Origin of the sequence: Streptomyces mauvecolor (genome assembly GCF_039532965.1) — a bacterium.
Classification (GTDB): domain Bacteria; phylum Actinomycetota; class Actinomycetes; order Streptomycetales; family Streptomycetaceae; genus Streptomyces; species Streptomyces violascens.
Map to the genome: position 1 here is coordinate 329,581 of NZ_BAAASQ010000021.1, position 18,745 is coordinate 348,325.

Sequence of the window (18,745 nt, forward strand, 5' to 3'; positions counted from 1 at the left end):
GGGCGTGAAATGGCGGGAAACAAGCGTGGTTCCGCTGCTGCGCGAGCCAGTTCGGGTACGCGACAGTGCGGCTACGGCCCCCCGGCCCGCACCCCTGAACGACCACTTCTGCTGGTGACCACGCAGAACGGCTGCTTCCGGTTCGAACTTTACGTCAACTTTGCTGGCGCGGGGTGCCCGGGAGGGTGACCTGGATCCGGCAGCCACGTGCGGATTCGGCCACGCCGATCCGGCCACCGTGAAGATCCACCGCCCAGCGCGCGATCGCGAGGCCGAGCCCCGTACCGCCGTCGCTGCCGGGGCCGTGCGGGGAGGGCGCCGCGCCGCGGTTGAAGCGCTCGAAGACCCGGTGCCACTCGGACTGCGGGATGCCCGGACCCTCGTCCAGGACCTCCAGATCCAGCGACTCGGGCTGAGGGCCGCGGCGGGCCCGTACCGTCACGCGGCCGTGCGGAGGGGAGTGCTTGACGGCGTTGTCGATGAGATTCGCCACTACCTGGTGCAGCCGCTCGGCGTCCGCGTGCGCGGTCAGCTCGGGCGGCGAGACGTCCAGGTGGAGGTGGACGTCGGCGCGCTGGTGGTTGCCCGAGCCGGAGGACAGCTTGCGCTGGGCGGCCGCCAGGTTGGCTTCCTTGAGGACGCCCGACAGATACGGCCAGACCTCGAAGCGGTGGGCCCGCAGCGTCACCACGCCGTTGTCCAGACGGGAGAGGTCGAGCAGCGTCTCGACCAGGCGGCCCAGGCGCTCGGTCTGCTTGAGCGCCGTACGCATCGTCTCCGGGTCGGCCGCGGAGACGCCGTCCACGACGTTCTCCAGGACCGCGCGCAGTGCCGCGATGGGCGTGCGCAGCTCGTGCGAGACATTTGCCACGAGTTCCTTGCGGTGCCGGTCCACGGCCTCCAGATCGTCCGCCATGCGGTTGATCGTGCCCGCGAGGTCGCCGAGCTCGTCGCGGCGGTCGGCGCCGCGCACCCGGCGCGTGTAGTCCCCGTGCGAGATGGCGCGGGCGACGGTGTTCATCTCGTCCAGCGGGGCGGTGAGCCCGTGGGCGACGAACTGGGTGATCAGCAGCGTGGCTATCACCGAGAAGACGGTGATGAAGCGGAGCTCGGTGCGGGTCTGCAGGGCCACCATGAGCAGCCCGGTCGTGATGAAGACGGAGACCACGACCAGCGTGCCGAGCTTGGTCTTGATCGATATGGAGACCGACCGGAGCCCCGCCACGACCTGGCCGCGCAGTACGCGCCTGGCCCTGGCCCATCGGCCGCGCCTGGCCGGCTCGTCCCAGCCGGGCCGCTCGCCGCTGCCGCGCAGCTGCCGGGCCCGGTCTCCGGCCCGGCTCATGGCGCCGGGGTCTCCAGCGCGTAGCCGACGCCGTGGACCGTACGGATGCGCTCGGCCCCGATCTTCCGGCGCAGCGCCTTGATGTGGCTGTCCACGGTGCGGGTGCCGGACGCGTCGGCCCAGTCCCACACCTCGGCGAGCAGCTGCTCGCGGGACAGCACGGCACGCGGCGTGTTCGCCAGGCAGCTGAGCAGGTCGAACTCGGTCGGCGTCAGGTGGACGTCCTCGCCGCGCACCCGTACCCGGCGCTGCGCGTGGTCGATCTCCAGCTCGCCGAGGCGCAGTATGCCCGTGCGCGGCGTGGTCGCGGCAAGCGCGGCCCGCTCCACCCGGCGCAGCAGGACGTGCACCCGGGCCGCCAGCTCGCGCATCGAGAAGGGCTTGGTCATGTAGTCGTCCGCGCCGACGCCGAGCCCGACGAGCATGTCCGTCTCGTCGTCGCGGGCCGTCAGCATGAGGACCGGCACGGGCCGCCGGGCCTGGACCCGGCGGCAGACCTCCAGGCCGTCGAAGCCCGGCAGCATGATGTCGAGGACCATCAGGTCCGGCTGCCAGGCCTCGGCCGTGTCGACGGCGGCGGGGCCGTCGACGGCCGTTTGCACCTGGAAGCCCTCGGCCCGCAGACGGGCCGCGATGGCGTCGACGATCGTCGTGTCGTCCTCGACGACCAGCACCCTGCGCTGGGCGCCGGGGGTCGCCGCGACGCCGTTGTTGCCGGTGTGTGTCTGCTCCATCGGTTGCCCCGCCTTGACTGTGCTCGCCCGGGGATCCGTGGGGTGATCCCCTGTGTCGGTCAGAGACTAGAGGCACTTTCCGTGTCTCGGCTACGCAGGGCGAACGCCGAGATGGACCACGTCAGGGACGCCCCGGGCAACTCGGATCTCTTCGGTATGTACCCCAGTGAATCCGGCATTACGGAGAGCTTGTTCAAAGGCGCTGGACGGCTGCGCGGACCACACGGCGAGCACCCCGCCGGGGTTCAACCGCCGTGCGCAGTGGGCGAGTCCGGCCGCCGAGTACAGCCCGCCGTTGCCCTCCGTGACGGTCCAGCCGGGCCCGTTGTCGATGTCCAGGCAGAGCGCGTCGAAGGTGTCCTGTGCGGTACGTACGTAATCGACCAGATCGGCAGGGATGATCCGGGTACGGGAATCGGACAGAGCCGGGCCGGAAATGGCGCCAAGTGGACCTGACCGGTGCCAGTCGATGATGGCCTGTTCCCTCTCCACCACGGCGATTTGGCCCCAGCGGGGGTCTCGCGCCGCATGTGCGAGCGAGAAGCCGACGCCGAGTCCGCCGATGAGAACGGAGGGCCGGGTGGCGGCTGGCGGAAGTGTGTCGTACGCCGCATCGATGAGAAGGCGTTCCGAGCGGCCGTCCGAAGTGTCCATGAGGAAGCACCCGTTGGCGATGATCTCGAAATGCGCCCCGCGCTGCCGCAGCACGACTTCCCCGTGGGGTCCCTGGCGCCGGTCGAGGGTGGCGATGTCGTCCATGCCGCAGAGGATGCCGGGTTCGGCGGTGAGGCGCACGCGAGTTGCGGGCCGCCGGCCCCCGACGCTCGGGAAACGTCAAAGGTTGTCCCATGTGGCGCACGCCATAGACGGGGCAGGAGTCGTTCACGGAAGGTGAGCCGTTGTAGAGAGGTATCAGCGAGTACGAACCACGGAACACGGCCGAAGAACGCGGGCGTGGCTTGATTCGGGGCGCGCTTTCCGCGCTCCGGGGAAGGGGCCTCACCCGGTGCACCCGCTCGAAACCCGCCGCCCCGCGACGGCGGAAGGCCCCCTGCCGACGGCTCTCGGCGCGATACCCGCGCAGCTGGACGCGATACCGGCCCAGCGCCCGAAGCCCGAGCCCGCGACCGCTCCGGTCCCGAGTACCTCGGGCATACGAGGCCGGCTCACCCGAGCCGCCCGGCTGCTTCCCTCCCCAGCCTCCACACCGTTCGCCTTCGGCTACGCGGTGCTGCTCCTGGTGACCTCGATCTACACGGAGTACGGCGATCCGGACACGGTGGACACCCTGCTCCAGGCGTCGAGCACGGACGTGGCCCACCTGTCGACGACACCGGTCCTGGCGATCTTCGGAAGCGCCCTGTGGATAGCGGGAGGCATCGACTCCCCGTACGCGGTGGTCTTCATCTTCGTCCTGGCCGCGCTGGAACGCCGGATCGGCGGCCGGCGCACGGCGGGTGTCTTCCTGCTCGGCCATGTGGTGGCGACCCTGGCCACGGAGATCCCGGTGGCCCTGTCGGTCCTGGCGGGCCACCTCCCCGAGAGCTCCCTGCACCGCCTGGACTACGGCATCAGCTTCGGCCTGATGGCAACGGTGGGCGCCCTGTCGGGGCTGCTGGCCCCCCTCTTCCGCTGGACGACCCTGACGGTGGTGGCGGCGCTGCTGTTGGAAGACCTGCTGGACATGGCAGAACCCCTGGCAGCCTGGGGCCACCCGGTGGCCCTCCTGGTGGGCGTGGCCTGCTGGCCGGCGGTACGGCGGGCACGGAACGCGGGGGCGGCGGGGTAAGGGGTCTCAGCTTCGTTCGTCGGCCCGCCCGAACCAGGCGAGCACGTGCCACAACTGCTTCACGTACTGGAGCACTTCGTCCCGGGTGCCCCACTCGGCCCATGCGTGCGGTTCCCGCACGACGGACGCGGCCGCACGTCCGAGCACCTCGGCATCGAGCAGGCCGTCCCTGGAGTACTCGCGGGAGACCCTGGCGGCCAGCGGGATCATGACGGGCCCGCGGAACTCGGCGTCCACCTCGTGCGGCGCGAGCACGAACCCCCGGTGCCACTCGATCGGCACCCCGGTCGAGGCGAGCAGCCGGACGGTCGCCGTGCCCCGGAACGACGGGTCGAGCACCAGCGCCTCCGCGTCCGTCGCCAGCACGACCGGGCCGTGCACCTGCGCCTCGACATAGCCGTCCAACGCGCGCCCGTGCTCACCCGAAGGCGTCCGGCGGACATCGGTGCCGGCCTCGGCGAGGCCCGCCAGAACGGATGCGAAGGCGTCCGCGGTGCCCACGTCCTTCGGCCCCAGATGGCTGTCGCCGTGGCAGAAAGTGGCCCTCCGGTTCACCTCGGCGCGCAGCCGCACATGGCAGGAACCGAAGCGGGGCGCGGCGCCGTCCGCATGGCCGAGCAGATTGAGTGCCCCGTACTTGGGCCGCTCCTCGGGCCGTACGCCGTCGGCGTGATAGGCGCCGCCGAACAGATCCCGCTCCCATTCGTCCCGCGCCCCGCCGGGGAACGCGGATGAGACTCATGCCCACCGAATCCAGGCGAGGCACCCAGGCACTCGCCCGGGGTTTTCGGGGGCCGCGGGCTCTCACTCCTCCGTCGGCTTGAAATACAGACTCGCCATCGGCGAACGCGTCTCCCAGCCCAGGGTCGAGTACAGGGACTGGCCCTCCGGGGTGCCGACCAGGATTCCTGTTCTTGCGCCTGCCTCGTATGCCGTGTTCTGCAGGGTGCGCATCACCAGGCTGCCCAGGCCTCGGCGTTGGTGGGTGGGGGCGGTTTCTATCTGGTCGGCCACTGCTGTCGGGCCCGTCGGGGCGATCTGGCCGCGGGCCGCGAAGTGGCCCTCCGCGGTGCGGATCAGGACACGGGTCACGCCGCCCCGGGTCCAGGTCGTGAGGGTGTAGCCGGCCGGGACCTCGGGGCGCTCCGCGGTCAGCGGGATCGTCATCAGGTAGCCGGGCTGGTCGAACTGCCAGCCCTCGGTGAGCCACGGCCGCACGGTGTCGTCGTCGGTGAACAGCTTCAGCCACGTTCCGGGCGCGCTCGTGGCGGCCGCAAGGGCGCGGACATCCGCCTCGGCGGGCGCGGGGAGCACGTGGCGCGACACGTGGTTGGCCTGTCCCGCGTCGATCGTCCAGCCCCATGGCCGGTCGGTCGGGTCGGAGGTCCCGCGCGACACGATCCAGCCGTCGATCCAGGCCCGTACCCATGTGCCGATCGTGGCTTGATCCGGTGCTGTCGTCACCGTCGACGTCATGGCTGCCCCTTGGCGGTTGGTAATAGGTGAACCTGTAGAGGGAACATTACCGATCCCGCTCGCCCTTGTCTCGCCCCGACGGGCTTTGCTACGTAATGCTGGTGTCGCCGAGGGCCTCCAGTACCTCGCGCAGGCTGTCGGAGGCCTTCTCGATCAGGTCGCGGTCCACGTCGGCGAGCAGGCGTGCGTGGCTCGCCAGGTGGTCGTCGAAGGCGGCTCGGGTGACCTCGTGCCCGTGGTCGGTGAGGCGGATCTTGACGGTGCGCCGGTCCTCGCCGTCGCGCACCCGCTCCACCAGGCCCTTGGCCTCCATCTTGTCGACGCGGTTGGTGATCGTGCCGGACGACACCATCGACGCCTTGAGGAACGTCCCGGCGGTGAGGGCGTAGGGCGGGCCGGAGCGCTTCAGTGTCGTGAGGATGTCGAACTCGCCGATGTCCAGGCCGTGTCGGGCCGCTGTCGCCTTGATCGACCTCTCGGTGGCCAGGGCCAGCCGCTGCACGCGCCCGACGAACTGCACCGACCAGAGGTCGTCCACCACCTCGGGGCGCTCCTCGCTCCACTGCTCGACGATCTTGTCCACGATGTCGCTCACGGCCACCACTCCTCTCGATTCCGACTCTTTCGGTCAAAACCATACCAGTGCTGGTTCTCTTAGTTTCGAGATACTTGATTTTAAGAGTGTCGGATGCTTTTATCTCACTACCGAGATGGCCGAGCCCGAACGACTGGAGCACCCGATGTCCGAGCTGTCCCTCCACCCCGCCGCCCAGGACCTCCTCTTCCGCGAGGCGCGCACCGCCAGCACGTTCACCGCCGAGCCGGTGACCGAAGAGCAGGTCCAGGCGGTGTACGACCTGGTCAAGTACGCCCCCACCGCGTACAACCAGTCGCCGCTGCGGGTCGTCCTGGTCCGGTCCGCCGAGGCGCGCGGGCGGCTCGTGGAGCTCATGGACGCGGGCAACCGGCCGAAGACCGAGGCCGCCCCGCTGGTCGCGATCCTCGCCGCCGACAACGAGTTCCACGAGGAACTCCCGTCGCTGCTCCCGCACTTCCCGCAGGCCAAGGACCTCTTGTTCGCCGACCGCACGGTCCGGGAGGAATCCGCGCTGCTCAACGCGACGCTCCAGGCGGCGTACTTCGTCCTCGGCGTGCGGGCCGCGGGCCTTGCCGCGGGGCCGATGACCGGGTTCGACTTCCCCGGGGTCCAGAAGGAGTTCCTCGACGACGACCACACCCCGCTGATGGTCGTGAACATGGGCCGCCCGGGCCCGGACGCCTGGTACCCGCGCTCGCCCCGGCTCGCCTACGACCAGGTCGTCACCACGGTCTGAACCCGCCTGACCGGCCCTGGCCGTCCCCAGCCCGAATCGCCCGGGCCGCCCCCGGGTCCCACCGCCCCTGCCGCGCCACGTTCTGGAGCTGTCCGCCATGTCTGTTGTGCACACCCCGGCCCGCCCCCGCACCATCACCCCGGCGATACCGTCCGCGGCCCCCGCACCGCGCCAAGTCCCTGCCCTGTGGCTGGCGCTGCTGGCCACTCCGGCCGCCGCGAGCGCCAACGGACCCGTCCTGATCCTCCCGGCCATGGCCCGCTCACTGGGCGTCTCCCCGGCCGGCGCTACCTGGCTCGTCACCGTCTTCGCCTGGGCCATGGCGGTGGGCACCCCGCTGATGGCGGGCCTGCTGCGGCGCCGCGGCCTCGGCGCGATGCTCAAGCTGAGCGCCGCCCTGATCGCGGCCGGCACCGCCGTCCTCGCGGTGGCGCCCTGGCTGCCGCTGGCCATGGCGGGCCGGGCTGCCCAGGCCGCGGGCGCCGCGGGCCTCATCGCCGCGGCCATGAGCCTGGCGGGCTCGGTCCGCCGGATGGGCGTGATCGCGGCGGGCTTCGGCGCCCTCGGCGCGGTCGGCCCGCTGCTCGGCTCCGTGCTCGCGGACGCCGCTTCCTGGCGGCTCTCCCTGGCCGTCGGCGCGGTCGCCCTGCTCGCCCTGCCCGCCGTCATGCGCCGCGCCGACCTGTCCGCGCCGCCGAACAGTGCCCCCTTCGACGGCCGGGGCGCCGCCCTGCTCGTCCTGACGGTGACGGCCCTCGTGCTCGTGCCGCGCTACCCCCTCCCGGCGGTGGCCGCCTCGCTGGCGACGGCCGCGCTGCTCGCTCTGCACATCCGGTCCCACCCCACCGGCTGCGTGCCCGTGACCCTGCTGCGCACCCGCGCCTTCGTCCTCTCCGCCGTACTCGCCTGCACGCTCGCGACCTCGTACTTCGCGCTGCTCTTCACCGTCCCGCAGCTGCTGCGGGAGCGCACCGACTGGTCGGCCGCCACCATCGGGACCGGCCAGCTGGTCGCCCTGCTCGCCGGCTCCGCGCTCGCCATGGCGCTCGCCGCGGCCTCGGCCCGCATGAGCCGCCCCCGGGTCGTGGCGATCCTGCTCACCGTCGGAGCACTCGCCCCGCTCACCGCGGTCCTGACCCCCTGGGCGCCGCTGCTCCTGCTGGTCGCGACGCTGGCCCTGCTCGCCACCAGCACGGGCCAGGCCGCCCTCTCGGTGTACGCCACCACGGCCGCGCCCGCCGCCCAGCGCTCCACCGCGATCGGTCTGTTCAACCTCTGCTACCAGCTCGGCGGCGCCTTCGGCCCGGCGATCGCGGCGGCCGTCGCCCTGGGCGGCTGAAGGGTTTCGGGCCTGGTCACGGGGGCCGCCCCGCGTGATCGCTCAGAGCGAACACGCCTCGGGGAACATTCCCAGACTCACATGCATTGAGTCGGCATAGCTCAACTTGACTGCCGAAGGGGAGATCATGGCTGCTGAGTCCACGGGGTACCCGGCGTACACACCGACCGACCTGCCCGTGCTGCCGCTCGACGACGAGGTCGTGCTGCCCGGCATGGTCGTTCCGCTGGACCTGTCCGATGCCGAGGTGCGGGCCGCCGTCGAGGCCGCGCAGGCCGCCGCGCGGTCCGGCCAGGGAAAGCCGCAGGTGCTGCTCGTGCCGCGGATCGACGGAACGTACGCCGGGACCGGTGTGCTCGGGACCGTCGAGCAGGTGGGCCGGCTTTCCGACGGCGACCCGGGCGCCCTCATCCGGGGCCGCCACCGCGTGCGGATCGGGGCCGGCACCACCGGGCCCGGCGCCGCCCTGTGGGTGGAGGGCACGAGGGTCGAGGAGACCCTGCCCGAGCCGCTGCCGGGCCAGGTGACCGAGCTGGTCAAGGAGTACAAGGCGCTCGCCACCGACTGGCTGAAGAAGCGCGGGGCCTGGCAGGTCGTCGACCGCGTCCAGCAGATCGAGGGCGTCTCCGCGCTCGCCGACAACTCCGGGTACTCGCCGTTCCTCACGACCGCCCAGAAGGTCGAGCTCCTGGAGACCAGCGACCCGGTCGCCCGCCTCAAGCTCGCCACCGAGCAGCTCCGCGAGCACCTCGCCGAGCAGGACGTCGCCGAGTCCATCGCCAAGGACGTACAGGAAGGCGTCGACAAGCAGCAGCGCGAGTTCCTGCTGCGCCGCCAGCTCGATGCCGTACGCAAGGAGCTGCGCGAGCTCAACGGGGAAGGCGGTGAGGAGGACGAGAGCGACGACTACCGCGCCCGCGTCGAGGCCGCCGACCTGCCCGAGAAGGTCCGCGAGGCCGCCCTCAAGGAGGTCGACAAGCTGGAGCGTTCCAGCGACCAGTCGCCCGAGGGCTCCTGGATCCGCACCTGGCTCGACACCGTCCTCGAACTGCCCTGGAACGAGACCACCGAGGACGTCTACGACATCCGAGGCGCCCGTGCGATCCTCGACGCCGAGCACGCCGGCCTCAAGGACGTGAAGGAGCGCATCACCGAATACCTGGCCGTGCGCAAGCGCCGCGCCGACCGGGGCCTCGGCGTCGTCGGCGGGCGGCGCGGGGGCGCGGTCCTGGCGCTCGTCGGCCCTCCCGGCGTCGGCAAGACCTCGCTCGGCGAGTCCGTGGCCCACGCCATGGGCCGCAAGTTCGTCCGCGTGGCGCTCGGCGGCGTACGCGACGAGGCCGAGATCCGCGGCCACCGGCGCACCTACGTCGGCGCCCTGCCCGGCCGGATCGTACGGGCCATCAAGGAAGCCGGGTCCATGAACCCGGTCGTGCTGCTCGACGAGATCGACAAGGTGGGCTCCGACTTCCGGGGCGACCCGGCGGCCGCCCTGCTCGAAGTCCTCGACCCGGCGCAGAACCACACCTTCCGCGACCACTACCTGGAGGTCGAGCTCGACCTGAGCGACGTGGTGTTCCTCGCCACCGCCAACGTCCTCGAAGCCATCCCCGAGGCGCTGCTCGACCGCATGGAGCTGGTCCGGCTCGACGGCTACACCGAGGACGAGAAGGTCGTCATCGCCCGGGACCACCTGCTGCCGCGCCAGCTGGAGCGGGCCGGTCTGGAGCCCGGCGAGGTCGTCCTCGAAGACGCCTCGCTGCGCAAGCTCGCGGGGGAGTACACCCGGGAGGCGGGCGTACGGAACCTGGAGCGCTCGATCGCCCGGCTGCTGCGCAAGGTGGCCGCCCAGCACGAACTGGACCAGCAGGAACTCCCGTTCACCATCACCCCGGACGAGCTGCGGAGCCTGATCGGGCGCCCGCACCACGTGCCCGAGTCGGCCCAGGACCCGGCCGAGCGGCGCACCGCGGTGCCGGGCGTGGCGACCGGCCTCGCCGTCACCGGGGCCGGCGGCGACGTCCTGTTCGTCGAGGCCTCCCTCGCCGACCCGGAGACGGGCGCCGCGGGCCTGACCCTCACCGGTCAGCTCGGCGACGTGATGAAGGAGTCCGCGCAGATCGCGCTGAGCTTCCTGCGCTCGCACGGGGCCGAACTGGAGCTCCCGGTGGGGGACTTGAAGGACCGGGGCGTGCACGTCCACTTCCCGGCGGGCGCGGTCCCCAAGGACGGTCCGAGCGCCGGCATCACCCTGGTCACCGCGCTGTCGTCGCTGCTTTCGGGGCGGCAGGTCCGCACCGACGTGGCGATGACCGGTGAGGTGTCGCTGACCGGGCGTGTCCTGCCGATCGGCGGCCTCAAGCAGAAGCTGCTCGCCGCGCACCGGGCCGGGATCACGACCGTGGTGATCCCCAAGCGGAACGAGGCGGACCTGGACGACGTGCCCGCCGAGGTCCTGGAGAAGCTGGAGGTCCACCCCGTGACGGACGTCCGCCAGGTCCTGGAGATCGCCCTCTCGCCGGCGGAGGTGGCGGTCGCCGCAGCCGCCTGAGTGACAGCTACGCCGTGGTGGCCCGCTCGTACACCGAGCGGGCCTTCGCGTCGAACAGGGCCGCCGTCGACTCGTCGTCCGTGTCTCCGCCGCTCAACACGCCGATGATCCGGCCGAGTCGGTCCGGTGACCGGTAGCCGGTCAGCCAGGGGCTGCCGCTCGTGCCGGTCCAGAAGCCGCCGCACTCCATGCGCATCATCGCGGGCTCGTCGGTATCCCGGTGGACGTCGGTGGTGCACATGACCGGCCGGTTGTCGGGGTTGTGGTTCTCCTCCGGATAACCGACGACGGTCACCCGCTGGTCGGGGCCCGCGCCCCACTCGGGCGTCGAGGCGCCGACCACGCTCTGCACGCTGCGGCCCTGCGCGTCCGGTGCGACCGTGAGGAAGGCGTAGTCCACCGCGTCGCTCTGCTCCGCGGTCCACCGGTCGTCGACCTGGACGGCCCGCACCTTCCACTTCCCATACGGATACGTCCCCTTGGCCGCCCCCGAGAAGCCCGGCGCGAACTCCAGGGAGTCGAGCGGCTCGCCGGCCGTGCAGTGCGCGGCGGTGGCGATGACGTTGCCGCGCGGGCTGTCCACGACGCTGGCCGTGCAGTAGTGGCCGTCGCTGTTGACCAGCACGCCGACCGACGCCACTTTCGCGGCCGGGACGGCGGTGGTCTGGGTGCCGGGCTGCGCGGCCTGCGGGGCGGCGCTCGGGGAACTCTCCGGCTGCGGTTCCGAGGCCGCGGGCCCGCCGCACCCCGTACCGGCGGCCGCGACGACCGCGGCCAGGGCCACCGCCCGGAACACCACTCCCAACCTGCGCATGCCCCCCATCCTTACGCATGCCGCGCGCGAGATGGGGTCAGATGTGCGAGTCGTGCTCCGTACGGGCACACGGAAGGGCCCCCGGCTACGCAGCGCCGGGGGCCCCGCTCGTGCGACGCGGACCGGGGCGGAGCCTGTGTCCGAGCCCCGCCCGGGCCTGCGGCTCTAGCCGTTGGCGAGCGCCTGCAGCCGGTCGTACGCCCCGTTGAACTTGGAGTGGTCGCCGACCGTTGGGCCGGAGGAGGTGTACTGCCACATCGTGTAGTAGTCCCAGCCGGCCGGCAGGGTGCCCGGTTCGGTGTTGTAGCGGGCGATCCAGAGCGGGTTGGTGGAGCCGAAGGCGGCGGAGTTGCCGGTGCACTCGCTCCACCAGCTGGCCGCGGTGTAGATCACCGCGTCGCGCCCGGTACGCGCCTTGTACCGGTTGACGAAGTCGTGGATCCAGCTGACCATCCCCGCCTCCGACTTGCCGTAACAGGCGTCGCCGTACGGGTTCCACTCGATGTCGAGCGCGCCCGGCAGAGTCCGGCCGTCGCGGGACCAGCCGCCGCCGTGGTCCACGAAGTAGTCCGCCTGGGCCGCGCCGCCCGTCGTGTCCGGGGTCGCGAAGTGGTAGGAGCCGCGGATCATGCCGACGTTGTACGAGCCGTTGTACTGCTGGGCGAAGTAGGGGTTGGTGTAGTAGGTGCCCTCGGTGGCCTTGACGTAGGCCCATTTCACGCCGCTGGTCCACAGGGTGGGCCAGGCGACGTTGCCGTTGTGGCTGCTGGTGTCCACACCCTCGGTCTGTACCGCCTGCACGTCGCGGGTGTCACCGGGCAGAGGGCCCACCCCGTCGTGCTTCGCGACGCCCATGCCCATGGTCGCGGAGCCGCGGGCCGGGGTGTCGGCGGCACCCGACGTTCCGGTGGAGCCGAGCACGAGGGCGAGGGAGGAGAGGAGGATCCCGGCCGCGGCAATGGGTCCGCGGCGGGCCGTTCCGGATCTGTGCACGGGCATTGCGTGCCTCCGAAAGGCTCGGTGGGGCTTGGGACTTGACGGCCTGGGTCGACATGCCGACGTATCGCTGTGGACATGTCAGAGTCGACGCTACGCACGTAGACCGCTGGCGCGAAAGAGGCTTCAGGTTATGCCGTTGGTTCAGACCTTTGGTGGTGGCGACACGCTGCGGGAACGGAGTGGCCTGGAAGAAACTTTCATCCGACGTCGGCCCCGGCGCCACGGCCGCTCCCGGCCGGGACGGGCCCCTCGGCGTGCCGGGCGCACAGCAGGCTGGGAAATACTGTGCCCTCACGACACACCTACGGCATGGGAGCCGATGTGCACGGTCCGGACCAGGAGTTCCTCGCGCTCGAACGCGAGCTGGCCGTCTTCCTGCGACGGGCCAGGGCCTCGTCCGGCGAGATGGCCCGCGAGGTCCACCCCGATCTCGAACCGGCGGCGTACGGACTGCTGGTGCGCCTGGACGAGGCCGGCCCGCAGCGGGCCACCGAACTCGCCGGGTTCTTCGGCGTGGGCAAGGCGACGATGAGCCGCCAGCTGCACGCCCTGGAGGACCTGGGCCTGGTGGCCCGGGAGCCCGACCCGGCGGACGGCCGCGCCTCCCTGGTCCGCATCACGGCCGAGGGCACGACAAGGTTCGGCCGAGTGCGCGACGCCCGCCGCGAAAGCTACGTCCGCAAACTGGCGGACTGGGACCGGGCAGAAATCTCAGAACTGGCCAGGCTGCTGCATCAGCTGAACGCGGCGGCGGAGGGGTAATTGCCCCCTTGGGGCCGCAGCACGCGAAAGCCCCGCAGGATGCAGCGACAAACAGTCCTGGACCCGGTGCCCGGGGTAAGTCCGGAGAGGGGGTCTGGCGCGGGCCTCGATCCGGGGTCCGGGGTAAGCCCCGACAGGGTGTCTCGGGCAGGCCTTGACCCGGGGTCCGAGCCGAGTCCCGACTGGGGGTCCGGGGCAAGCGCCCCGACCGGGAGTCCGGGGGCGGAGCCCCCGAAAAGGGGGCAGGGGGCGGAGCCCCCGCCGGGGTCGAGGGGCGAAGCCCCCCGGGGGTCTGGGGCGGAGCCCCAGGAAACGAACCCTCCCTTTTCCTCCACCCCCGGCGGGTCTCGGGAAGGGGCGGGTGGGGAATCAAAACTCCACCGCCACCACCGTCGCATCGTCATGCCGCTTGCTCCCCCCCAAGAACACCCGCCCCACATCCCCCGCCTCCAGCTCCCGCACGCGCTCCACCAGCCCCTCCGCCCCCGCCTTCCGGACCAGCGCGACGCAGTCCCCCCACGAGCCCTCGCCGAACTTCTCGACCCACCGGGTCGCCCCGTCCGTCAGGGCGAGGGCGGAGCGCAGCAGGGCGAGCGGCTCGCGGCCGGTCACGGCGCGCGCGGCCACCGAAGGATCGGCCGCCGCCGTGAAGAAGCCGCCCTCCTTGTTGCGGACGAGTGAGTCGGCCACCGCGTCGCTGACGAGGGAGGAGCGCGGCACCCGGTCGAGCCGGTCGTCCAGGACCGCCCGCACCGTCCCGTCGCACGATTCGAGAAGCAGCGCCGAGTCCGACAGGACGAGGTACTCCAGCTCCGCCGAGTCCCAACGCGCGAGCACCACCGTCGCCTGAGGCGTACGCGGGTGAGAAAGGTCACACGTGTCGCGGTGGGCGTCGGCGGTGCGCCGAATGGATTCGGCCAGGATCTCGGCCAGCGGCATATCCCGCCGTGAAGCCGACAGTTCGGTCAGCGCGCCGCCGAGTCGCGCGGTGAACCAGGGCACGTCGTGCACGCAGTCGCCATTGCCGGGCAGCGGCGTGACGCCGTCGAGGACGACGAGCAGGCCGCCCAGGCCCGAAGCGGGCATCGCGGTCGCGGCCCAGTCCTCGTTGGGGCGGGCGGGATCTCCGGGGAGGGTGGCCAGCTGGATGCGCATACCCGCCAGTCTGCACGACGCCTTCACGCCACCTTCATGCCCTCCGCGGGATCACCGGACAGCCCGTCAATTGGCCTGTACCAGCGGGCGAACCGCACGATCCCGGGAGGAATTCCCCGCTCCGCCGAGCTGTGGGCGGGCATCCTGCCAAAGGCCGCGCGGAAGTTCCAACCGGGGCCCGCCACGAGCGGGGCCGGGCATTCCGCGGGAGTTGATGGTCAACTCCGAAGTGATGTTCACTCGTTCAGGTGGCCGAGCAGTGACTACTCGTCATGACCAGTCGTCACCTTGGCTTCCTTGGTGGACTGACTGGCAACACGAGTGAAGATTGAGAGCACCGGTGCAGAACAAGCGGCCTCGGGGCAACGACGGCACACGCGCAGCACGCACCGTACGGGTGCGGAGCCGCTTGGTCGTCTCCGTCGCCGTTGTCTCCCTCATCGTGCTCGGAGCCGGTGCGCCCACCCTGTTCGCGGCCTCCGCGGACCTCACGGACTCCCAGCACCTGGTCACCCTCGCGCAGCTCGACCAGCAGACGATCAGCCTCGCCCACGCGCTGGGCGACGAGCGGGACGGCGTCACGCAGTACGTCGCGGCCGGCCGGCCCAGCGGCAAGGACGCGGCGCTCAAGGAGTCCGCCGCCCGTGTCGACCGCCAGATCGACGAGCTCCGCGCCACCGCCCCCGCGGGCCTCGCGCGCGACCTCGCCACCGTGCCCGCCCTGCGCCGCACTGCGCTCACCGGCAAGGGCACGGCCCAGGAGGCGCAGAAGGCGTACTCCGACGTGATCGCCACGCTGCTCGCCGTCGCCGACGAGCTCGCCGACCGCACGCCGCCGCGCGCCGCCGAGGCCGTGCGGGCGCCGGGCGCGCTCGGGCGGGCCGTCGAGCAGGCCTCGGCCACCCGGGGGCTGCTGCTCGGCGCGCTCTCGGTGCCGCCCGGCCAGACCTCCAAGGCGCTCGACCCGGTCACCGGCAGGTACGTACAGAAGGACGACAGTGACGCGGGCCGGGTGCGGGACGCGCTCAGCGCGGCCGCCCAGCAGGCGCACGTGCGCGAGCAGTCCGCGCTCGCCGACTTCGACCAGGCCGCCGGAGCCGACGCCCGCGACAAGGTCGCCACCACCGTCACCGGGCCCGAGGTGGAGGCCGCCGACGGCTTCCTCACCCGCCTCACCGACCAGCCCCAGCTGAGCACGGCCGAGCGCAAGACCGACCCGAACGCGGTGAACGCCGCGCTGTCCGCCCGGATCGACCGGATGCGCGGCGCCCAGGCCGCGCTCGCCACCTCGCAGGTCAAGCGGTTCGAGCAGCTGCGGGACGACGACGTCACCGACCTGGAGATCCGCGTCGGCCTGATCGGCGTGCTGCTGCTGCTCGCCATCGGCGTCTCCTCCGCCACCGCCCGCAGCCTGACCCGCCCGCTGTCCGTGCTGAGCCGCGGCTCGGCACGCCTCGCGGAGGCGCCCGAGGCCGCGGAGCCGGTGCGCTTCACCGGCCGCAACGACGAGTTCGCCCAGGTCGTACGGAACCTGAATGAGCTGCACGGCAAGGTCGCCGAGCAGTCCACGCGGGCCGGCGGGCTCGACGAGGACCTCGCCAAGCAGCGCGGCCGGCTCGCCCGGCTCGCTGCGGAGAAGGAAGAACTCCGCGCCGAGGTACGGGAGTTGACCGAGCGCCTTGAGCGGGCCGAGGGCACGGTCAAGCACGCCTTCGTCAACCTCGGCCTTCGCAGCCTCGGCCTGATCGAGCGGCAGCTCGCCGTCATCGAGAGCCTGGAGGAGCGCGAGCAGGACCCGGACCAGCTCGCCGTCCTCTTCAAGCTCGACCACCTCGCCACCGTCATCCGGCGCCACGGCGAGAACCTCCTGGTCCTGGCCGGCACCGAGCACCACCACAACCACCCGGGCCCGGTCCCGCTCGTCGACGTGATGCGGGCCGCGGTCAGCGAGATCGAGCGGTACGAGCGCGTCGTCATCCAGGCGCTGCCGCCGCACGCCCAGGTCGCCGGATTCGCCGCCGACGACCTGAGTCACCTGGTCGCCGAGCTCCTGGAGAACGCCACCTCCTTCTCTCCGCCGGACGCCCAAGTGCAGCTCTCCGGCTGGCAGTTGGAGGGCGGCGAGATCATGCTCTCGGTCCAGGACGAGGGCATCGGCGTACCCGCGGAGCGGCGCGCCGAGCTGAACCGGCGGCTCGACGACCCCGCGTCGTACGAACCCGGCGAGCCCGGCACCGAGGCGGGCGGGCTCGGCCTGCACGTGTCGGCGCTGCTCGCGCACCGGCACGGCGTGCGCATCGAGCTGCGCGAGCAGAAGCAGGGCGGCGTCGCGGCGGTCGTGGTGCTGCCCGAGTCGATCCTGCCGGCCGCCTCGCCGGTGGAGGCGCCGCACCTGGTGCCGGGCGGCGCCCCGCGCTTCACGCTGCCGGGCGCGCTCGCCGAGGCCAACTCCAATGTGCTGCCGGAGCGTACGGAGCGCTCGGGCGAGGTGGTCAGGCCCGCCACGCCGGAGCCGGTCGAGCCCGCCGAACCCGCGGAACCCGACGACGTCCTGCTCGACCAGCCGACCTTCGAGATGCGACTCCCCGAGCCCCGGCCGACCGAGCCCCAGACTGAGCCCGAGCCCGAGGCCGATGCGGAGCCAGCGCAGAAGGTCACCGACAAGGGCCTCCCCAAGCGCACCCCCAAGGTCGTGCAGGCCGGACCGGGCAAGACCCAGGAACGCAAGGGCGGCACCGACGCCGCCGAGGCGCTGCGGCGCAGGCTCGGCGGCTTCCAGCAGGGCGCGAACGAAGGCCGCCGCGACGTCGCGGCGGAGATCGAAACGACCGAACAGCAGGCAGACACGGACACGGGGGAGACAGTCGAGGAGGTACGCAGATGAATGCGACCGGCACCGGGGCCGGCAGGCCCGGCAGCGGCGGGTCCGGAACCGGCGGCGTGTCCGGAACGGGCACCATCGGCACGAGCACCGAGGCCCGCAATCTGCAGTGGCTGCTCGGCAATCTGGTCGAGGAGGTGCCGGGGCTCATCTCCGTCGCGGTTGTCTCCTCGGACGGGCTGCTGCTGCTCTCGTCCGACCCGGAGCAGCGCCAGGTCACCGTCGTCCGGCAGGGCCCGCGCGGCTCCAGCGCCGACCTCGCCACCATCGTCTCCGGCATCGGCAGCCTCACCGTCGGCGCCGCCCGCCTCATGGACGGCGGCAACGTCAAGCAGACGATGGTCGCCATGGAGGAGGGCAGCGTCTTCGTCATGGCCATCAGCGACGGCTCGCTGCTCGGCGTGCACGCCACCCCGGACTGCGACATGAGCGTGGTGGCGTATCACATGGCGCTCTTCGTGGGCCGCGCCGGACACGTCCTGACCCCCGAAGTCCGCAGCGAGCTGCGCCAGTCGATGGAGGCCGCCCAGTGACCCCGCCCGCCGCGAAACCCGCGAGGCTCCCCGTACGCGGCGCCGACAGGAAGCCCGCACGGGTGCGCCCGTACTCGCTCACCGGCGGCCGCACCCGGTTCGGCCACGTCCTGCTCGTCGAGACGTTCGTCGCGGCGATCGAGGCACCGCCGGAGCGCAAGGAACTCGGCGGCCGCACGCACCGGGTCATGCCGGAGATGCTGGCCATCGTCGAGATCTGCCGCGCGATGCGTACCGTCGCCGAGATCTCCGCGCTCCTGAAGATGCCGCTCGGCGTGGTCCGGGTGCTGCTCAGCGACCTGGCCGACCAGGGAAGGATCCGTGTGTACGGGACCGGGCACGGCCCGGGCCAGCCCGACCGCGCACTGCTCGAAAGGGTGCTGAGTGGACTCCGCCGTCGCCTCTGAGCTCCCCGTCCCCGACGAGGAGCTGCTTCCTTGGCAGCAGGACCGCAGCCGGGCCCCCATCGCGACGAAGGTCGTGGTCGCGGGCGGCTTCGGCGTGGGCAAGACCACCTTCGTATCGGCGGTCTCCGAGATCACCCCGCTCCAGACCGAGGCGGTGATGACGCAGGCCAGCGAGGCCACGGACGACCTGTCGGCGACCCCGGACAAGATGACCACCACCGTCGCCATGGACTTCGGCCGCATCACCCTGGACGACGACCTCGTCCTGTACGTGTTCGGCACGCCCGGGCAGCAGCGGTTCTGGTTCATGTGGGACGACATCGTGCGCGGCGCGATCGGCGCGGTCGTGCTCGCCGACACCCGGCGCCTGTCGGACTGCTTCACCGCGCTCGACTACTTCGAGAGCTGCGGGCTTCCCTACATCGTGGCCGTGAACCACTTCGAGGGCACCGAGTCCTTCGAGGCCGAGGACGTGCGCGAGGCGCTCACCGTGCCGCCGCACATCCCGGTCGTGATCATGGACGCGCGCAACCGGGTCTCGGTGATCGAGACCCTGCTCGGCCTGGTGTCCCACGCGCTGGAAGCCTGCCCCGAATAGACCCCGCCCCCCACGGCAGCTACGCACC

Annotated in this window: 17 protein-coding genes and 1 pseudogene; 9 read left to right on the plus strand and 9 right to left on the minus strand. The window is 71.9% G+C overall.

The annotated features are described in order from the left end of the window. Positions 1-154: 154 nt before the first annotated feature. The 3 genes from ABD346_RS26920 to ABD346_RS26930 form a co-directional block, all read right to left on the minus strand. Positions 155-1,345 carry a HAMP domain-containing sensor histidine kinase gene (locus tag ABD346_RS26920; protein ID WP_344378366.1) on the minus strand — a complete coding sequence of 397 codons (1,191 nt, stop codon included), beginning with the start codon at positions 1,343-1,345 and terminating at the stop codon, positions 155-157. Then, positions 1,342-2,079 (minus strand): response regulator transcription factor, encoded by a 738-nt coding sequence (locus ABD346_RS26925; protein ID WP_189962669.1) that lies wholly within the window; start codon positions 2,077-2,079, stop codon positions 1,342-1,344. The genes ABD346_RS26920 and ABD346_RS26925 overlap by 4 nt, the downstream gene beginning before the upstream one ends. 90 nt (positions 2,080-2,169) lie before the next feature. Further along, the gene (locus ABD346_RS26930) at positions 2,170-2,838 is read right to left on the minus strand and encodes a spermidine synthase family protein (protein WP_344378367.1); all 669 of its coding nucleotides are present in this window, start codon (positions 2,836-2,838) and stop codon (positions 2,170-2,172) included. Positions 2,839-3,085: 247 nt separating this feature from the next. Between ABD346_RS26930 and ABD346_RS26935 the strand changes: the two genes are divergently transcribed. Continuing rightward, positions 3,086-3,868, plus strand: coding sequence for a rhomboid-like protein (locus tag ABD346_RS26935; RefSeq protein ID WP_344378369.1), 783 nt, complete (start codon positions 3,086-3,088; stop codon positions 3,866-3,868). A 6-nt stretch (positions 3,869-3,874) separates the two neighbouring features. On the opposite strand, the pseudogene ABD346_RS26940 reads toward ABD346_RS26935, so the two are convergent. From ABD346_RS26940 to ABD346_RS26950, 3 genes and pseudogenes are all read right to left on the minus strand, one after another. After that, a pseudogene (locus ABD346_RS26940) lies at positions 3,875-4,588 on the minus strand (DUF3626 domain-containing protein); the annotation flags it as partial. An 84-nt stretch (positions 4,589-4,672) separates the two neighbouring features. Next, positions 4,673-5,344 carry a GNAT family N-acetyltransferase gene (locus ABD346_RS26945; protein ID WP_344378370.1) on the minus strand — a complete coding sequence of 224 codons (672 nt, stop codon included), beginning with the start codon at positions 5,342-5,344 and terminating at the stop codon, positions 4,673-4,675. A gap of 88 nt (positions 5,345-5,432) precedes the next feature. Further along, entirely contained in the window at positions 5,433-5,939 is a 507-nt protein-coding gene (locus tag ABD346_RS26950) for a MarR family winged helix-turn-helix transcriptional regulator (protein WP_344378371.1), read from the minus strand. 145 nt (positions 5,940-6,084) lie between these two features. On the opposite strand from ABD346_RS26950, the gene ABD346_RS26955 reads away from it, so the two are divergent. From ABD346_RS26955 to lon, 3 genes are all read left to right on the plus strand, one after another. Next, a complete protein-coding gene (locus ABD346_RS26955) occupies positions 6,085-6,678 on the plus strand; it encodes a malonic semialdehyde reductase (protein ID WP_344378437.1) in 594 nt (197 codons plus the stop codon). 97 nt (positions 6,679-6,775) lie between these two features. After that, entirely contained in the window at positions 6,776-8,017 is a 1,242-nt protein-coding gene (locus tag ABD346_RS26960) for an MFS transporter (protein WP_344378372.1), read from the plus strand. Positions 8,018-8,144: 127 nt separating this feature from the next. Next, positions 8,145-10,568 (plus strand): endopeptidase La, encoded by a 2,424-nt coding sequence (gene lon, locus ABD346_RS26965; RefSeq protein WP_344378373.1) that lies wholly within the window; start codon positions 8,145-8,147, stop codon positions 10,566-10,568. A gap of 7 nt (positions 10,569-10,575) precedes the next feature. Here the strand turns inward: lon and ABD346_RS26970 are convergent, their stop codons facing one another. Next, entirely contained in the window at positions 10,576-11,382 is an 807-nt protein-coding gene (locus ABD346_RS26970) for a trypsin-like serine peptidase (RefSeq protein ID WP_344378375.1), read from the minus strand. 165 nt (positions 11,383-11,547) lie between these two features. Then, positions 11,548-12,381: a lysozyme gene (locus ABD346_RS26975; RefSeq protein WP_344378376.1), complete on the minus strand. Its 834-nt coding sequence runs from the start codon at positions 12,379-12,381 to the stop codon at positions 11,548-11,550. Between the two features lie 309 nt (positions 12,382-12,690). On the opposite strand from ABD346_RS26975, the gene ABD346_RS26980 reads away from it, so the two are divergent. Next, positions 12,691-13,143 carry a MarR family winged helix-turn-helix transcriptional regulator gene (locus ABD346_RS26980; RefSeq protein WP_344378438.1) on the plus strand — a complete coding sequence of 151 codons (453 nt, stop codon included), beginning with the start codon at positions 12,691-12,693 and terminating at the stop codon, positions 13,141-13,143. 369 nt (positions 13,144-13,512) lie between these two features. On the opposite strand, the gene ABD346_RS26985 is transcribed toward ABD346_RS26980, so the two are convergent. Continuing rightward, positions 13,513-14,298, minus strand: a complete 786-nt coding sequence (locus tag ABD346_RS26985) for a hypothetical protein (protein WP_344378377.1) — start codon at positions 14,296-14,298, stop codon at positions 13,513-13,515. A gap of 340 nt (positions 14,299-14,638) precedes the next feature. Here ABD346_RS26985 and ABD346_RS26990 point away from each other — a divergent pair, with 340 nt between their 5' ends. The 4 genes from ABD346_RS26990 to ABD346_RS27005 are packed head-to-tail and all read left to right on the plus strand — an operon-like array spanning position 14,639 to position 18,717. Next, positions 14,639-17,182, plus strand: a complete 2,544-nt coding sequence (locus tag ABD346_RS26990) for a sensor histidine kinase (protein ID WP_381227801.1) — start codon at positions 14,639-14,641, stop codon at positions 17,180-17,182. Beyond that, positions 17,179-17,712, plus strand: coding sequence for a roadblock/LC7 domain-containing protein (locus tag ABD346_RS26995; protein ID WP_381227804.1), 534 nt, complete (start codon positions 17,179-17,181; stop codon positions 17,710-17,712). The genes ABD346_RS26990 and ABD346_RS26995 overlap by 4 nt, the downstream gene beginning before the upstream one ends. Next, positions 17,709-18,119 carry a DUF742 domain-containing protein gene (locus ABD346_RS27000; protein ID WP_344378380.1) on the plus strand — a complete coding sequence of 137 codons (411 nt, stop codon included), beginning with the start codon at positions 17,709-17,711 and terminating at the stop codon, positions 18,117-18,119. The genes ABD346_RS26995 and ABD346_RS27000 overlap by 4 nt, the downstream gene beginning before the upstream one ends. Beyond that, positions 18,097-18,717 carry a GTP-binding protein gene (locus ABD346_RS27005; RefSeq protein ID WP_344378382.1) on the plus strand — a complete coding sequence of 207 codons (621 nt, stop codon included), beginning with the start codon at positions 18,097-18,099 and terminating at the stop codon, positions 18,715-18,717. The genes ABD346_RS27000 and ABD346_RS27005 overlap by 23 nt, the downstream gene beginning before the upstream one ends. Positions 18,718-18,745: the final 28 nt, after the last annotated feature.

Bases quoted from the DNA above. Each gene is read 5' to 3' on its own strand.
- ABD346_RS26980 (WP_344378438.1), top strand. From the start codon at position 12,691: ATGGGAGCCGATGTGCACGGTCCGGACCAGGAGTTCCTCGCGCTCGAA.
- ABD346_RS26960 (WP_344378372.1), top strand. From the start codon at position 6,776: ATGTCTGTTGTGCACACCCCGGCCCGCCCCCGCACCATCACCCCGGCG.
- ABD346_RS26955 (WP_344378437.1), top strand. From the start codon at position 6,085: ATGTCCGAGCTGTCCCTCCACCCCGCCGCCCAGGACCTCCTCTTCCGC.
- ABD346_RS26945 (WP_344378370.1), bottom strand. From the start codon at position 5,344: ATGACGTCGACGGTGACGACAGCACCGGATCAAGCCACGATCGGCACA.
- ABD346_RS26925 (WP_189962669.1), bottom strand. From the start codon at position 2,079: ATGGAGCAGACACACACCGGCAACAACGGCGTCGCGGCGACCCCCGGC.
- lon (WP_344378373.1), top strand. From the start codon at position 8,145: ATGGCTGCTGAGTCCACGGGGTACCCGGCGTACACACCGACCGACCTG.
- ABD346_RS26920 (WP_344378366.1), bottom strand. From the start codon at position 1,345: ATGAGCCGGGCCGGAGACCGGGCCCGGCAGCTGCGCGGCAGCGGCGAG.
- ABD346_RS26985 (WP_344378377.1), bottom strand. From the start codon at position 14,298: ATGCGCATCCAGCTGGCCACCCTCCCCGGAGATCCCGCCCGCCCCAAC.
- ABD346_RS26930 (WP_344378367.1), bottom strand. From the start codon at position 2,838: ATGGACGACATCGCCACCCTCGACCGGCGCCAGGGACCCCACGGGGAA.
- ABD346_RS26975 (WP_344378376.1), bottom strand. From the start codon at position 12,381: ATGCCCGTGCACAGATCCGGAACGGCCCGCCGCGGACCCATTGCCGCG.
- ABD346_RS26995 (WP_381227804.1), top strand. From the start codon at position 17,179: ATGAATGCGACCGGCACCGGGGCCGGCAGGCCCGGCAGCGGCGGGTCC.
- ABD346_RS26970 (WP_344378375.1), bottom strand. From the start codon at position 11,382: ATGCGCAGGTTGGGAGTGGTGTTCCGGGCGGTGGCCCTGGCCGCGGTC.